This is a genomic window from Weizmannia sp. FSL K6-3076, assembly GCF_038007245.1.
GTDB lineage: Bacteria > Bacillota > Bacilli > Bacillales > Bacillaceae_C > Weizmannia > Weizmannia faecalis.
The window spans coordinates 994,970-1,011,454 of sequence record NZ_JBBOWU010000001.1 but is presented as its reverse complement, the minus strand read 5'-3'; the positions used below and the strand labels follow the sequence as shown (position 1 = coordinate 1,011,454).

General features: G+C 46.2%; 14 protein-coding genes and 1 other annotated feature. Of the genes, 2 read left to right on the top strand and 12 right to left on the bottom strand.

The window, feature by feature from the left end; translation table 11 throughout:
- Position 1 precedes the first annotated feature (1 nt).
- The 4 genes from NSS95_RS04505 to NSS95_RS04490 all read right to left on the bottom strand — a co-directional run bounded on the left by NSS95_RS04505 (position 2) and on the right by NSS95_RS04490 (position 4,829).
- A complete protein-coding gene (locus tag NSS95_RS04505; protein ID WP_014095729.1) occupies positions 2-1,063 on the bottom strand; it encodes an ABC transporter ATP-binding protein in 1,062 nt (353 codons plus the stop codon).
- A gap of 18 nt (positions 1,064-1,081) precedes the next feature.
- Positions 1,082-2,101 (bottom strand): oligopeptide ABC transporter permease, encoded by a 1,020-nt coding sequence (gene opp3C, locus NSS95_RS04500; protein WP_014095730.1) that lies wholly within the window; start codon positions 2,099-2,101, stop codon positions 1,082-1,084.
- Positions 2,098-3,030, bottom strand: a complete 933-nt coding sequence (opp3b, locus tag NSS95_RS04495; RefSeq protein WP_014095731.1) for an oligopeptide ABC transporter permease — start codon at positions 3,028-3,030, stop codon at positions 2,098-2,100. Before opp3b ends, opp3C begins: the two co-directional genes overlap by 4 nt.
- 128 nt (positions 3,031-3,158) lie before the next feature.
- On the bottom strand, positions 3,159-4,829 hold the full coding sequence (locus NSS95_RS04490; RefSeq protein WP_014095732.1) for a peptide ABC transporter substrate-binding protein: 1,671 nt from the start codon (positions 4,827-4,829) through the stop codon (positions 3,159-3,161).
- A gap of 405 nt (positions 4,830-5,234) precedes the next feature.
- On the opposite strand from NSS95_RS04490, the gene NSS95_RS04485 reads away from it, so the two are divergent.
- Positions 5,235-5,573 carry a DUF3899 domain-containing protein gene (locus NSS95_RS04485; protein ID WP_014095733.1) on the top strand — a complete coding sequence of 113 codons (339 nt, stop codon included), beginning with the start codon at positions 5,235-5,237 and terminating at the stop codon, positions 5,571-5,573.
- 112 nt (positions 5,574-5,685) lie between these two features.
- Positions 5,686-5,928, top strand: a binding site (T-box leader).
- 61 nt (positions 5,929-5,989) lie between these two features.
- Positions 5,990-6,982 (top strand): tryptophan--tRNA ligase, encoded by a 993-nt coding sequence (trpS, locus tag NSS95_RS04480; RefSeq protein ID WP_014095735.1) that lies wholly within the window; start codon positions 5,990-5,992, stop codon positions 6,980-6,982.
- 36 nt (positions 6,983-7,018) lie between these two features.
- Here the strand turns inward: trpS and NSS95_RS04475 are convergent, their stop codons facing one another.
- From NSS95_RS04475 to fabF, 8 genes are all read right to left on the bottom strand, one after another.
- Positions 7,019-7,771 (bottom strand): YjbA family protein, encoded by a 753-nt coding sequence (locus tag NSS95_RS04475; RefSeq protein WP_014095736.1) that lies wholly within the window; start codon positions 7,769-7,771, stop codon positions 7,019-7,021.
- Positions 7,772-8,241: 470 nt separating this feature from the next.
- Positions 8,242-10,020 (bottom strand): oligopeptide ABC transporter substrate-binding protein, encoded by a 1,779-nt coding sequence (gene opp4A / locus NSS95_RS04470; protein ID WP_340713811.1) that lies wholly within the window; start codon positions 10,018-10,020, stop codon positions 8,242-8,244.
- Between the two features lie 18 nt (positions 10,021-10,038).
- Complete coding sequence (locus NSS95_RS04465; RefSeq protein WP_061086522.1) at positions 10,039-10,947, bottom strand: ABC transporter permease; 909 nt, start codon at positions 10,945-10,947, stop codon at positions 10,039-10,041.
- 14 nt (positions 10,948-10,961) lie between these two features.
- Positions 10,962-11,930 carry an oligopeptide ABC transporter permease gene (gene opp4B, locus NSS95_RS04460; protein ID WP_014095739.1) on the bottom strand — a complete coding sequence of 323 codons (969 nt, stop codon included), beginning with the start codon at positions 11,928-11,930 and terminating at the stop codon, positions 10,962-10,964.
- 16 nt (positions 11,931-11,946) lie between these two features.
- Positions 11,947-12,873, bottom strand: a complete 927-nt coding sequence (locus tag NSS95_RS04455) for an ABC transporter ATP-binding protein (protein ID WP_014095740.1) — start codon at positions 12,871-12,873, stop codon at positions 11,947-11,949.
- Entirely contained in the window at positions 12,860-13,891 is a 1,032-nt protein-coding gene (locus NSS95_RS04450) for an ABC transporter ATP-binding protein (protein ID WP_014095741.1), read from the bottom strand. The genes NSS95_RS04455 and NSS95_RS04450 overlap by 14 nt, the downstream gene beginning before the upstream one ends.
- A 151-nt stretch (positions 13,892-14,042) precedes the next feature.
- Positions 14,043-14,834, bottom strand: a complete 792-nt coding sequence (locus NSS95_RS04445; protein ID WP_326244218.1) for a DUF2268 domain-containing protein — start codon at positions 14,832-14,834, stop codon at positions 14,043-14,045.
- Between the two features lie 348 nt (positions 14,835-15,182).
- Complete coding sequence (fabF, locus tag NSS95_RS04440; RefSeq protein ID WP_026683758.1) at positions 15,183-16,424, bottom strand: beta-ketoacyl-ACP synthase II; 1,242 nt, start codon at positions 16,422-16,424, stop codon at positions 15,183-15,185.
- Positions 16,425-16,485 lie beyond the last annotated feature (61 nt).

Genomic DNA, 16,485 nt, shown 5'->3' with positions numbered 1-16,485 from the left:
CTTACTTCCCCTCCTCAGCCGGTATCGGGCGCACATTTCCTTTAAACTTGTACATCCGCTTTTTCACGGCTTCCGGCGGCTCTACTTTCGGGGCATCCGGATGCAGGAGCCATGTTGCGGCATAATGCGTGTCCGACACTTTAAACATCGGCGGCTCCTGCTCCAAATCGATTTTAAGTGCGTACGGATTGCGCGGCGCAAAGGCATCCCCTTTTGGCGGGTTCAATAAATCCGGCGGGGTGCCCGGTATCGCGTACAGTTCTTCATCCTTGACATCAAGGCTCGGCATCGAACTGATCAGTCCCCATGTGTACGGATGTTTTGGATTATAAAAAATTTCATCCACGGTTCCGATCTCGACAATTTTTCCGCCGTACATAACGGCAACACGGTCTGCCACATTCGCCACCACGCCCAAATCGTGCGTAATAAAAATAATGGAGGTATCAATTTTAGACTGCAGTTTTTTCATCAGTTCAAGGATTTGCGCCTGAATCGTAACGTCAAGTGCCGTTGTCGGTTCATCCGCAATTAAAATTTTCGGGTTGCACGCCAAAGCAATCGCAATGACGACCCTTTGCCGCATCCCGCCGGAAAACTGGTGAGGATACTGTTTGACACGGATTTCCGCATTCGGGATGCCAACAAGCTTCAAAAGCTCAATGGCACGTTTTTTTGCTTCACTTTTATGCATCTTCTGGTGTTTCAAAAGCGGCTCCATAATCTGCTTCCCGATTGTCATGGTCGGATTTAAAGACGTCATCGGATCTTGGAAAATCATTGAAATCTCTTTCCCACGGATCGATTGCATCTTTCTTTCTGACGCTTTGGCAATGTCGACGTCGCCGAACAGGATTTGCCCCGACTTGATTTCCGAATTGTTAGGAGGCAACAGTCGCATAATCGATTTCGTCGTCACCGATTTTCCTGAACCGGATTCCCCTACGATGGCCAATGTTTCCCCTTTATATAAATCAAAACTCACACCGCGGATCGCTTTTACTTCACCGCCAAAAGTGTGAAAGGATATATTCAGGTCTTTCACTTGCAAAATCTTTTCCATTCGGCTTCACCTCATTTCTTAATCGCGCATTTTCGGGTCAAATGCATCACGTAAACCGTCTGCCAGCAGGTTGAAGGCGACAAGCAGCAAACAAATAATCGTGCCCGGCACTGCCATCAAATACGGCAGGAACTGGAATGTCTTATAACCGTCTTCAATCAATGTCCCGAGCGATGCAGCCGGGGACTGGAGCCCGATCCCGATGAAACTTAAAAAGGCTTCGAAGAAAATTGCACTTGGAATGGTGAACATGGTATTGATAATAATCACCCCGGTCAAATTCGGGAGCAGATGTTTAAATAAAATCCGCATGTTCGAAGCGCCAAGTGTTTTTGCCGCCAATACATACTCCATATTTTTCAGCTTTAACACCTGGCCGCGAACAACCCGTGCCATATTCAGCCAGCCGGTGATTACCATCGCAATCGTGATCGAAAAGATTCCCGGTTTAAAGATCAAAAGCATTAAAATCACGACAATCAAGTTCGGAATACCGGACAAAATTTCAATAATCCGCTGCATCACGTTATCGACCTGCCCGCCTTTGTATCCGGATATGAGGCCGTAAGAAACGCCGATGAGCATATCGATCAACGCCGCAAGGAAGGCAATATATAAGGAAATTCTCGTTCCTTGCCATGCCCTTGCAAACAAGTCGCGGCCGAGGGCATCCGTGCCGAACCAGTAATACGTATGAATATGGTTTTGTTCATACATGTTCACTTTTTGCCCGCCAACCGTCTGGGACCCATCAAAAATGCCGAGCTTTTCAATCACAGGAATTCTTGGCGGCAAATTCGCCCTGGAAGTATCTTGTGCGTACGGACCCGATTTGGAAAGATGCGGCCCAATAATCGCCATCAAAATTAAAATCACAATCACAAACAGACTGGCAACCGCGCCTTTGTTTTTGCGGATCCGCATCCATGCATCCTGCATAAAGGACAGTTGCGGTTTGGCGATCAACTCACTTTGTTCGCGATCCGGGGCTGCGGGTTCAAATAATTCTTTCGGCAATGTCTCTACGTTGTTGTTCATGATTTATTCCCCCCGGCCAATCGAATTCTCGGGTCAATGACACCGTATAAAATGTCGACAACTAATGTAATCAAAACTAACAGGAATGAGAAAAAGAGGGTTGTCCCCATAATAATCGGGTAATCATTCATTTGAATGGATTTAACAAATTGTTCGCCAATCCCGGGAACAGCAAAAATTTGTTCCACAACCATCGATCCGGTCATCAAGTTAACGGCAAGCGGCCCAAGCACCGTAATAAGCGGAATCAGCGCGTTCCGGATCGCGTGCTTAAAGGCGATTTGCCCGTAAGAATTCCCTTTTGCTCTCGCCAGCGTAATGTAATCGGAACCGAACACTTCAATCAGCTCCGTTCTCATAAACCGTGCAGCTGTTGCAACCGGAAAAATAGCGAGCGCAATCGTGGGCAATATGGAAGAGGCGAACCCATCCCAAGCTGCAACCGGCAGCCATTGCAGTTTCGCGCCTATCGCATATTGCAGGACTGCGGCAAATACAAACGAGGGAATGGATATACCGAGGACCGAAAGAAATGTGCTTCCGTAGTCAATCCATGTGTTTTGAAACATTGCCGCCAGTACGCCTAGTAATATGCCAATTAACGTGCCGACAATCATGGCCTGAAGCCCCAACTGCAAGGACGGACCCATCCTTTCCACAATCAGCTGCGTAACCGGCTGGTTGTCAAACTGGAAAGAAACGCCGAGATCCCCTTTCAGCAAATTCACCATATAATTTTTATACTGGACAGGCAAAGATTCATTCAGCCCGTATTTCTGGTTCAGGATATGAACCTGTTCCGGTGATAATTTTTGCTGGTTCCGGAACGGGGTCCCCGGCAAAAATTTCATCAGGAAAAACGTAAAAGAAGCAATAATTAATAAGGTAATGCACAAATAAATAATCCTTTGCACAATGTACTTCGTCACACGTGACACCTCCCAAAGAAAAGGAATGTTTAAATTTTTCACATAAAAATCCTCTTAACGGTGAAAAGAGAGTATTTCGGAAAGAAAATACTCTCTTTTACCTTTTTAATTGAGGTCATGCAGTTTTCTTACTTTTGCACATATGCATCTTTAAACGTGTAATCCGGCCCGAATGTATGGTACTCGATCCCTTTTACATACGGTTTAACAAGGCGTAATGTAGCACGTTGATAAATCGGGCCGATCGCCGCATCGTCCATCAGGATTTTTTCAGCTTGCAGCATGATTTGCCAACGTTTTTCCGGATCATTGCCGTATTTGTTCTTCGCTTCATCAATCAGCTTATCGTATTCTTTATTCGAATAGCCGGATTTGTTGTTATCGCCGTTTGTTACAAACAAGTCGAGGAAGGTCATCGGGTCTTTGTAGTCAGGACTCCAACCGGCAACCTGGATGTCATAATCTTGGTTTGTATCCAATTGCAAACGGTTTTTGAATGGTACGTTTTTCAGTTTGATCGTTAACCCAGGAAGATTCTTTTCCAATTGGTTTTGGAAGAATTCGCCTGTTGTTTTTGCGTTATCTGTATCATCACCGAGAATTTCAAGCGTTAAGTTCTTCTTGCCGAGTTCTTTCAACCCTTTTTCCCAATATTTTTTTGCTTCTGTCGGGTTATACTGGAGGTAAGAACCCGATTCCGTACGGAAATCTTTGCCGTTTTTCGGATCTTTTGTAAAGTCTTTCGGCACGAGCCCGTTTGCCGGAATCGAACCGTTAGACAAGACCGTGTCGACATACGATTTTTTATCATAAGCCATCGCCAGTGCCATCCGGATGTTTTTGTTTGCTAAAGCGGTTTTCTTTCCGTTTCTAACTTCATTGTATTTGAAGTAGAAAACGCTTGACTCCGGATTTGTCACAGCTTCTTTGTTATTTTTATATTGTTTCGCATATTCGGCGCTCAAAACAGTCCGGTCGATTTTGCCCGTATTGTACAAGTTGACGCCTGTGCTTGGCGATTTTACAACCTGAACATTGATTTGGCTCAGTTTCACATGTTTCTTGTCATAGTAATTCGGGTTTTTCACGTATTTCCATGTCAAGCCTGTGCCGTTCCAGTCTTTTAATACGAACGGGCCGTTGAACAGCATATTGTCGCTGTTTGTCCCGAATTTGCTGCCTTTTGACTCAACAAATTTTTGGTTGAGCGGCAAATATGTGCCGAAAGCCAGCAATGATTTTAAGTAAGGAACCGGTTTTTCAAGCTGGACTTGCAATGTATGATCGTCAATCGCTTTTACCCCTAAAGTGCTTAGATCTTTTTTGCCAGCATTGATATCCGAAGCGTTTTTAACGACACCAAAGAACATATAAGCATATTGCGACCCTGTCTTCGGATTCACAGCCCTTTGCCAAGAGTAAACAAAGTCTTTTGCTGTAACCGGATCACCGTTTGACCATTTTGCGTCTTTACGGAGCTTAAATGTATACGTTTTGCCGTCTTTGCTGACTGTCGGTTCTTCTTTCGCAATCCCGAGTTTCAGCTCATCATTTTTCCCAACGACATAAAGGCCTTCCATTGTATTACCGAAAACGGTAAAGCTTGCCGCATCCGTTGCAAGTGTCGGATCCCCTGTCGGAAGTTCAGCCGTTTCATCCATATTCAGCACTTGCTTGGTTTTGGATGAACCGCTGCTTGAACCTGAGCTGCTGTTTTTGCTTCCGCCGCCGCATGCGCCGAGGACGAGCGACAGGGCAAAAGCCAGCGTCATAAACACATAAAATTTTGACTTCTTCATCAGCTAACCACCCTTTTTTTATTTTTCTGAAAAGCTAGTGACTTTTCGAATTTAATTATACTAACATTTCACTTTCTTGTACATGTTTTTTTAATCTTTTTTAATTACGTAAAAGGAGTAATAAACCAAAAAGATATTGTCATCTCAATATTGTAACCCCTTACAAATGGTTAAAAAAATTATAAATAAAACTATTAAAATAAATAAACTTTGGTAGGTTTTTTAACAATGTTTTTTGTTTGAAAGCGTTAACAAACGCTTAACTTCCGCGTTCCGTTGTATTTATAATTTTTTCATTAATTTTAATAAATTTAATTTAACTTTAATTTAGGTTTAGATTTTCCGCTATTTCATCTTTTCTTTTGTTCCTGTATAATGAATGAAAATCATTTTGTAGGTGAGCGTATGTTCAAAAAGCTTGTCTGCTGGTTGCTGGCCTCCCAGTTGCTTGTTTTGTTTTTTTCTTTTTTGGTGTATAAGCGGATCGATTTGCTTAGCTATATTAATACTTCATTTACGATCGGGGCACTGTTGATTCTTTTTGCCGCATCGGTTTTCATGGCGCGGACCGGTTTTTTTGACGCGTTTGTTTACGGTTTTCAAAGAATGTCTTCTAAATTTAACGAGGAGGACGTCCGCCCGCTGTCGAAGCTGGTTACCTTGCGTGTTTCCATGCCTTTTCTTACCGGGGTGTCCATGATGGTGCTGATGGCCATCGCCCTTTTTCTGCAAAGTTCGTCATAAAATGCTGGCCGTTTAAAACGATCAGGCAAAGACGGAATCCTACATAAAATGGGCCTTGGCGGACAGCGGTTTTTGACATTTTTCCATCTTTTCATTATAATGATACTGGTATATAGAAGCGATGAAAAAGAAGAGTACATCTGTTTATGGCTTTTCAGAGAGTTTGTGGCTGGTGGAAACAAACATGCCTGCAGGTGGAATGGGCTTTCGAGCTCCGGAGATGAACGGGCGGCCGCCTCATTAGTTTCCGGCGTACGCCTTGCGTTAACCAGGCTCCAATTGGCATTGGAACTAAGCGGCCCGTATTGCCGGGCACTTAGGGTGGCACCGCGGATTTATCCCATTCGTCCCTAATTTTGGTTGAATGGGTTTTTTATTTTTCTGGAAAAATATCCATGCTTTAGGAGGAAGAAAAAATGAGGACGATTTTTTCAGCTATTCAGCCGAGTGGAACGATCCACATCGGGAACTATCTTGGGTCAATGAAGCAGTTTGTGGAATTGCAGAACAGCTTTAATTGCTATTTTTGCATTGCTGACGAGCACGCCATTACCGTCCCGCAAGACCGCCTTGAACTCCGCAAAAACATCAGGAGCCTTGCCGCTTTTTATCTGGCAGTCGGCATTGACCCGAACAAAGCGACGCTCTTTATCCAGTCGGAAGTGCCGGCGCACGCCCAGGCCGCATGGATGCTGCAATGCGTTGCCTATGTCGGCGAGTTGGAAAGGATGACGCAGTTTAAAGACAAATCTGCAGGGAAAGAAAGCGTATCGGCCGGGCTTCTCACATACCCGCCGCTCATGGCCGCTGATATTCTACTGTATAGCACGGATCTTGTGCCGGTCGGTGAGGACCAGAAACAGCATCTCGAGCTGACAAGGGATTTGGCGGAAAGGTTCAATAAACGTTACCTCGAAATTTTTACGCTGCCGGATATTAAGCTTTCCAATTCCGGAGCAAGGATTATGTCGCTGCAGGACCCGATGAAAAAAATGAGCAAATCCGATCCGAATAAAAAAGCATTTATCTCGCTGCTTGATGACCCGAAACTGGTCGACAAAAAGATTAAAAGCGCGGTTACAGACTCAGAAGGCGTGGTCAAATACGACAAAGAGCGGAAACCGGGCATTTCCAATTTGCTCGACATCTATTCCAACTTCAGCAGCTTGACCATTGAAGAGCTGGAACGGAAATATGACGGCGTCGGCTATGGCGCGTTTAAAGCGGATCTCGTTGATGTAGTGAATGAAGGGCTGGCCCCGATCCAAAAACGGTATTATAAACTGATTGAATCGGAGGAACTGGACCGGATTTTAGATGAAGGCGCGGAAAAAGCCAGTATTGTAGCCGGAAATATGCTGAGAAAAATGGAAAATGCGATGGGATTGGGCAGAAAAAAACGCCATTAAGAAAAAAACGAGTTGCGGAGGTTTCGCAACTCGTTTTTACATCAGTTCGCTTTTTTCATTGTGTTCCAGTTCCCATAGTTTTTCAAAAAAAGGCTGCCCTTTGATCATATTTTCGCACAACTGTTCATGCTTTTTGGACCAGCCTGTTTTTGTTTCTGCATAAAGCCGCTCCCACGCATCTTCAAAAGGCATAAACTGGATGTGTTCATACTGCTCCGGGCACCACTCTGTATACCAGTACCGCACTTCCGCCGTATTTTTCGAGGAATAGAGCTGGTCGAGCGCCATAAATAACAGCTGCTTTAATTGTCGTTCCCTTCTTGTCAGCCCCTGCATGCACTCCGGCGACGGGGATAAAATATGATGTTCTTTCGGATTGCTGCGGTTTTCAAACGGATAGGACACCGGTTCATGCCCTTCGATCATTTCATAGACAAGCTGTTCCTGCCTCGGAATCAGCCGGCTTTTGCGGATCGGTAGCGTATAGCCGATCGTATCCACCGCCAAAATCCCTTTTCCATCCGTCACGACAAAACAATATTCCAGCTGGATTCGTTCATGGTTTTTGCGCAAAACCGCCTTCTGGAAAACATCATTCAGCAAAGTTTGCGGCAGTTCAGCCAAATCGTTTTCAATGTACTCGTATAAAAGCGTGTCCACAAATAAAAGCGGCACCTGGTCCAGCAGTTCAATCACATCGTCCCTCCGCCACTCATGGAATGGGCAGACATTATAACTGTTTTCCTCCCCCTCGAACCAGTTGACCCATATATCGTGAAGATACAGCATGGATAACCCCCCGTATACTCTGTTTGTCATTCAGTATAGGCAGGGGGCAGTTAAATTATTCCTTCTTTTCCGGATTCCGCTGTGTAGAAAATAAAGATTGCACTTCGCTTGTAAAAAGAAGAACCCCAATCCCACCGCGTCGAAAAGGAAGAAGGCCTGCTTTAAAAGACGCTTCGTTTTCCCACCCCCGGCGAGTCGGAAAGGATAAAGGCTCTGCTTTAAAAAGACGCTCTGCTCTCCCAATCTCGGTGAGTCGCAAAGGATAAAGGCTCTGCTTTAAAAAGACGCTCTGCTCTCCCTCCCCCGGTGAGTCGGAAAGGATAAAGGCTCTGCTTTAAAAAGATACCCTGCTCTCCCAATCTCAGTGAGTCGCAAAGGATAAAGGCTCTGCTTTAAAAAGACGCTCTGCTCTCCCGATCCCGACAAGCCGGAAAGGGAAAAGGCCCTGCCAAAGACAGGGCCTTTATGGATTATTCCTGGGAATCCGCTTTTTCGGATGTGACACTTACCTTATACCAGTCTGTAGTCGGATATACAGCCAAATTTTTCACGCGGTTGTTTACTGCATACAATTGATAACGGTAAACGGTCGGGATGACTGCCGCTTCTTCTTTCATATACTCCTGCCATTCATTGTAAACCTTTTTGCGGTATGCTGTGTCAAAGGCTTGGGGAGAATGCCCTTTTTCCAACAGTTCATCATTTTTCTTGCTGACAAAGCGGGTGTAGTTAAACATAACGTTCCGTCCGTATAAGCCGTACGGGTCCACATCGGTACCGGTTCCCCAAGCGCCCGAATAGATATCCACTTTCGGGTCATCCTTTTCCACCATATCATAGAAAGAGTTGAACTCGGCAAGTCGACCGTTAACAAGTTTGACATTTAAGCCGACATCTTTCCAGCATTGTATATAGAATTTTGCCAGCGGCTCGGCCGTATCCCCGCCGCTCATGGAAAGGAAATTAATGACGAATTTTTTGCCGTTCGGATCTTCACGGTATCCGTCTTTGTCGACATCTTTATAACCGGCTTCATCAAGCAGTTTCTTTGCTTTTTTCGGATCATACGTGTACCCTTTTGCGGACTTGTCATGCCATTCCGGGAAAGATGGCGGAATTAAAGTCGTCGCCGGGAAACGCAAACCGTGATAGATTTTTTCGCCAACTGACTTGTTATCGAGCGCATATGCCATCGCCTGACGCAATTTTTTATTTTGGAATTTCGGATTATCCATGACGTTTTCCTGTTTCTTTGCATCCCAGTGGCCGAGCTTAAATCCGATATAGCTGTAAGCCAAATCGATCGTGCCAAGCAGCTGGAAGTTTTTCACACCTTTCGCGGCCTCATATTGGTCTACCGGGAATTCGGCATAATCGATCTCGCCTTTTTTCAAGGCTTGTAACACCACTTTCGGATTGACCACTTTGATGACGACACCTTTCAATTTCGGTTTCCCTGCCCAGTAATGGTCGTTTCTGACCAATTCAACAGACTCGCCCGGAACTACTTTTTTCACTTTAAACGGACCGAAGCCTAAAGGATGTAACCGAATTTTGTCCGACTGTGCCATTTTTGCGATCGGCACATCTTTTAAGTAATGTTTCGGAAGCGGTGTTGTCCAGACGCCTGTTTTTTCGGAAGGGTTGGCGCTCTTCCAGGTAATGGAAATTGTTTTATCATCGATTACTTTAACACCGGAAATATTTTTCGCTTTTCCTTTATGGTATTCATCCATGCCGACGATATTTTGGAACAGTGCATCACCGTAGCGCACGCCGGTATAGTCTTTATTTCCGATGACCAGGTATGCAAATTCAAGGTCTTCGGCGGTTACCGGCTTCCCATCAGACCAGTTGACATTGTCTTTGATTTTAATCTTCATTGTCTTGTTGTCATTGGACAATTTGTACGTGGCGGCACCGTCATTCGTAATTTCATAGTTCTTGTCTGTTTTTAACAGCGAGTCATCGATAAACTGAATGACTTCAGCGTCATATGTCCCTTGGTAGAAAGCAAGGTTGAATGTGCCTTCAATCGGCGTATCGGAAACGATGCCGTAATTCAAAATCCCGCCGTCAATCGCTTTTTTGTTGTTTTTGACGGTAGTCGGAAACTTGCTTGTTAAATCTTCCGTTTTCACTGCCTTGTCTTCCTTGCTTCCGCTGCTCGGTGAATTGTTGCAGGCTGACAGCACCAATACGAGTATCACCAGCAAACTGAATACGCTTGACCATTTTCTTTTCCTCATTGCTAAGCCCCCTCTTTTTTATCCTTGTCTTTGTCTTGCATCGGCTGCGCGTTTTAACGCCTGGCCGATAAAATTTATACACAGCATCATCACCAGAATCAGGAGCGATGCAGGTAACCAAATCCACCATTTATGCTGGAGCACATCCGGGTTTGTGGCGTAACTGACCAACGTCCCAAGGCTCGGTGTGCTTTCCGGCAACCCGAAGCCGAGATAGGTCAGGCTCGATTCAATCCCAATATTGCTTGCCAAGTTAATCGTCAAGTTCACGATAATAATCGAGCTCAAATTCGGCAGGACCTGGAAGAGAATAATTTTCCAGTCCGGCGTACCGAGCGTCTTGGAAGCACTGACATAGTCGAGTTCCCTTTCCGAAAGCGTCTTGGAACGAATCAGTCTTGCTTTTCCGACCCAAAGGAATGCACTCATAATGAGAATAAAAGAAAACACATTATATTTCGGTACGATTGTCACGAGGACAATGATGAGCATGAGAAACGGCAGGACAAGAATAAAGTCAATGATTCTCATGATGATATTGTCAATGACTCCGCCGAAGTAACCGGCAATTAATCCGACCGCAAGCCCGATTGCACCGGTAATCAACGTAATCGCAAGCCCGATTGTAAACGAATTTTTTGCTCCGATAATCAGTTGCCCGAATATATCCCGGCCGCCGTAATCGGTGCCGAGCCAGTGTTCAGCTGAGGGCGGCGCGTAAATGGATAAAAGGTCAACCTTTACAATCTCATTTTCGTTTAAAATCAATGACATGCCGTAAACCGTAATCAGAATCAGCCCCAGCACGATCATGGAGATAACGGCCATTTTATCTTTGATCAGTTCCCGCCAGATAATTGAAAATCCGGATGGGCTTTTTTCTGTTTCGGCAATTGCGGGCTGTTGTGTTGAAATGACTGCTTTCATCCTCTCACCCCCCGTTACTCGATCCGGATACGCGGATCGACAGCGCTTAAAATAATGTCTGATAATAATGTGCCGAACAAGGTCGCCACGCCGGAAATCATTACGAGTGCCGTGACCACGCTGTAATCACGCTGCATAATCGATTGCAAAAACAGCTGCCCGATCCCCGGATAACCGAATATCGATTCCAAAATGACGGACCCGCCGATTAATCCGGTAATCTCATAACCGAAAAAGGTGGCGATCGGTAGAAGCGAATTTCTTAAAATATGATGCGTATACACCTTGGATTCAGGCACGCCTTTTGCACGCGCCGTTTTCACGAAATCTTTGATTTTTGTATCGATAATTTCATTCCGCAAATACTGGATCGTGCCCACCGTTGCAAGCAGCGATCCGGATAAGGCTGGCAAAATTAGATGGTAAGCCTTGCTCATGAAATATTCAAACGTGCCGTCACGGGCCTGGATATTGACACTGCCGCTTGTCGGAAACCATGATAGGACAAAACCGAACACAAACAGCATAATCAATGCAAAGATAAACAGCGGAGTTGCATAGCTGAGATAGTTATAACCGGTAATCAGCTTATCCGCCCATGAATCCGTCCATCGCCCGGCCACGATCCCAAGCGGAATGGCGATCAAATATGTCAGGATCAGAATCACCGCCGACAGTAAAATCGTGTTCCACAGTCGCCCGGCAAGCAGTTCTGTTACAGGCTGCTGGTGAATATAAGACATGCCAAGATCGCCTTTGAAGAGATTTTTCACCCAGCGGGCGTACTGTACATAAGCCGGATCATACAGCCCCAATTTTTCTTTCATTTCATGAAGCGTGTGGATATCCATTTTCGGATTGCTCGCCAGCCGGCCGGTCAGTGCATCGCCGGGCATGGCCTTTGCCAGCACGAAAATCAAAATACTCAAAATAATTAATTGAGGGATCATGATGAGAATTCTGCGCAATATAAATTTAATCATAACTGTGCCCCCCTCTTTACGGCAGTGCTACGGAATGGGTATGCGAAACCGGCTTGAGATGGTACGGCTTCCCTTCCTCGTCAAAATAATCCCTGAAAGCTTGCCGGAATTCATTGTTGATTTTTTCCCGGTACTGTTTTTGTGCTGCTCTATTTTCCGGGTCCCCATTTGGAATCGCGGACAGCAGCCGTTTTGTGTAGATATGTTGCGGATTCTCGTAAATTTCGTCACTCGTCCCTTCTTCCACAAAACGCCCGCGGTACATGATGCCGATTCGGTCGCACATATGGCGGATAATGCCAAGGTCATGGCTAATAAATAGGTAGGTGAGCCCGAATTCTTTTTGGATGTCTTTCATAAAATTGAGCACCTGCGCCTGGACGGAAACATCAAGGGCGGAGACCGGCTCATCCGCAATGATCAGTTTCGGATTCAATGTCAGCGCCCGGGCAATGCCGATCCGCTGGCGCTGCCCTCCTGAAAATTCATGCGGGTATTTAAACATGGAGTCCGGACTCAGGCCGACTTTTTCCATGACTTCGCGGACTTTTTCCCGCTCTTGTTCGCGGGGCAGTTTCTCAAAATTGCGAATCGGTTCAGCGATAATATCCGCCACGCGCTTTTTCGGATTCAGGGAAGAATACGGATCCTGGAAGATCATTTGGATATCTTTCCGATAATGTTGAAATTCCTTCCGGCTGAGCCGGGCCAAATCCGTGCCTTCAAACACAATTTTGCCCGCTGTTGCATGATTCAGCCCGACGATCGTTCTGCCCGTTGTCGTTTTGCCGCAGCCCGATTCGCCGACAAGCCCGTACGTTTCTCCAGGCTGCAATTCGAAGCTGATATCATTGACCGCTTTTACATGATCGACCACCCGGCGGAAAAACCCGCCCCGTACCGGATAATAGACTTTTAGATTTTCGATCTTAAGAAGTGGCATGATACATATCCCCTGTCTCCATGTTCTGTTCGTCCGGGAAATAAAAATGTTTGTAACAGGTACAGCGCACCCAGTGGCCGTTTTCCACTTCGCGAAGAACCGGATTTTCTTCGTGCGCCGCGTCGCTGATCCAGCCAATCCTTGATTTAAAGCGGCATCCCGAGCGCGGCAGGTTCTTCAGTGAAGGAACAATGCCCTGGATGACATGCAATCTTTCTTTGGCTTCCGTCGCCGACGGGATTGAATTCAGCAAAGAACGGGTATAAGGATGTAACGGATTTTTGAAGAGTGTTGTAACATCCGCAATTTCGACAATTTCGCCTGCATACATGACGGCCACTCTGTCGGCCATTTCGGCAACGACGCCGAGATCATGGGTAATCAGAATAATGCCCGTCTTCATCTGGCGCTGCAAATCTTTCAGCAAATCCATAATTTGGGCCTGGATCGTGACATCAAGCGCGGTTGTCGGTTCATCCGCAATGACAAGCGACGGCTGGCAGGCGATCGCGATGGCAATGACCACCCGCTGCCTCATGCCGCCGGAAAGCTCATGCGGGTATTGCTTATATGTTCTTTCGGGATAAGGGATCCCGACCCGGCTTAACAATTCAAGCGTCCGTTTTTTCTTTTCGGAACCGGATAGTTTGGTGTGGTAATCCATGCTTTCTTCTATTTGCCGCCCGACCGTCATCAGCGGGTTCAGCGCAGTCAATGGATCCTGGAAAATAATGCCCATTTCCGCCCCGCGGATTTCATTCAGTTTCCCAGTCCCGAGCGGCACGAGATCCTGCCCTTTAAAGAGAATACGCCCTTCAACTTTTGTCTTTTCTTCCGGATGCAGCCCCATCACTGCCAGAGCGAGTGCACTTTTTCCGCAGCCGGATTCCCCGACAATCGCCACCACTTCATTTTCGTTGACGGTTAAAGAGACGTGATCGACCGCCGGATAGTATGTATCCTGGATTTGGAAAGAAACAGTCAAATCCTCAATTTGCAAAAGCGGTGGTTTTTCCAATATACAAAACCTCCCTTCGTAAAAGTAGAAAACAACGAAAATAGATTAAAATCTTATTAATTTATTGTTTAAATAATATTACAAAATTAAAAGAAACGCAATCATTTTTTTAGTTAAAATTATATTTGTATTTTTTTGGTACTTTATGGATTCAGGATTCCGGCGGGTTGGTAAACATTCCTTCTGCAAATATTTCGGAACGGCGGCCGAGATTTGCTATTGTAGAAAAAGAATGGGCCGTTTTATACTTCTCTATCAAATGGTATCCGAGCGCATATCCCATCATCGGCGGGACGTATTTTCTGCCGAAAAGAAGGTCATCATGAATTTTTTCTTCTTTTCCGGCTGCAAGATTTTTTTTGAAAAACTGTTGCCACGCATGTTTTTTCTGTTTTTCGGAATAGCGTTTTGATGTTTCCGATACATATTCTTCTCCGACATACTCGAGCACGGCATGTTCAGCAAGCCCTTCAAACACGAGGGAATCGAGCAAAGTATAGTCTCGCGGCGGTTTTTTCAACCTGCTCATTCTTGCCGCATGATGGTATTCATGGACAAACAGCGCTTCCCATTCTTTCCGGTCCCGAACCGGTGCAAGAAATAAAAAAACGGCACCCGGCAGTGTTACGCCCGATTTTCCGCGGCTGCGGCCAAAGTTGAAACCGTTTCCATTCCTGGCTGGAAAAATGTAAATGTCCGGATCTGGCCCGTTCCAAAGCTTTTTGTATTTTGCATGATACTCCCCGATTTTCTCCCAGGCATCCGCTTTTTTCAACGCAGTAAAAATCTGTTCTGCCTGCCTTGAAGGGCGGTACATGCCGAAACGCTGCAAGTAGCGATAAAAATCTTCCGGATCTTCCCTTCCCTGTTTGATTGTTTCTAAAAACAGCTCCGGTTTTGAGAAAGCTTCTTCCATCCACACATCCGTCCGAATGATCCCCATCGCCGGTTCCCCCTCCCGTTTGCTTTATTTTATTGCGGAAGACCGGATTTTAGAAAATAAATTTTTCAAAAGCCAGAGCAGACTGCCGCACATCCCGGAATGCGTTTTTTCCCCTGTAAATTCATCTTTCCGCCCGCAAAAATCACACTTTTGAAACCGCCAGCACGGGAGTCTGTCCGCACCCTTTGATCCCCATGCCAAAACGTTATCGGAACCGCATGTGATGTTCCATCCCCTTTTCGCGACTCGGCTTTTCTAGCACGTGATCCTTGAAAAACGTTTCGCAATATTTGGTTTCGTTTCCATGCAAAAAGGGTATCCCATTTTAACCGGGATACCCCTTTTGGATCAGGCTTCGTATTTTTTAAAAGCAAGGGTTGCGTTGTGTCCGCCGAAACCGAGCGAATTGCTGATCGCTGCGTTCAGCTCCTGTTTGCGCGCTTTATCCGGAACATAGTCCAAATCGCATTCCGGATCAGGCGTTTGAATATTGATGGTTGGCGGAACAATGCCTTCTTTGATCGCAAGCACAGTAAAAATGGCTTCCACGCTGCCTGCTGCCCCGAGCAGATGGCCTGTCATCGATTTTGTCGAGCTGACGGCCAGTTTGTAAGCATGGTCGCCGAAAACCTCTTTAATCGCCATTGTCTCGTATTTATCATTATACGGCGTGCTTGTCCCATGGGCATTAATATAGCCGATTTCATCCGGGGCAAGGCCAGCATCATCAAGCGCCATTTGCATCGAGCGCGCGCCGCCTTCCCCGCCAGGCGCAGGCGCAGTAATATGGTAGGCATCCCCGGTTGACCCGTAGCCAACCACTTCCGCATAAATTTTGGCTCCGCGTTTTAAAGCATGTTCTAAGTCTTCAAGCACCAAAATGCCGGCGCCTTCGCCGATGACAAACCCGTCCCGGTTTAAATCAAACGGGCGGCTTGCCGTTTCCGGATCCGGATTGGTGGACAGCGCTGTATTGGCACAAAATCCCGCGAACGACATTCTTGTAATCGGCGCTTCCGTCCCGCCTGCAATCATAGCATCGCAATCGCCGCGCTGGATCGCTTTAAAGGCGTCCCCGATTGAGTTTGTTCCCGTTGCACACGCCGTGACGGTGCAGGAGTTAATCCCTTTTGCGCCAAGAATGATCGAAACCTGGCCTGCTGCCATATCCGGAATCATCATCGGTACAAAGAAAGGGCTCACACGCCGGTATCCGCGCTTTTGGAATACTTCAAACTGGTTTTCGAATGTTTCCATGCCGCCGATTCCGGAACCGATCCAGACGCCGACACGGGTTGCGTTTTGTTCGTTGATCGTAAGTCCGGCATCTTTTACCGCCATCAGTGCAGATGCAACCGCATAATGGGTAAAACGGTCCATTTTGCGGGCTTCTCTTCGTTCAATAAATTCTTCGATGTTAAAGTCTCTCACTTCAGCTGCCACTTTTGCCGGAAACTGGTCCGCATCCAGCCTTGTCAGCGGGCCGATGCCGGATTTCCCGTCCAGCACAGTTTCCCAGGCTGTCCGCGCATCATTTCCGACCGGCGTGACAGCCCCGATTCCCGTAACAACCACTCTTCTTTTTTCCATTATGCCATCTCCTTTTCCTGGTATAAGAAGACCGTGTTTCTTACAATCTGTATGCTGCATT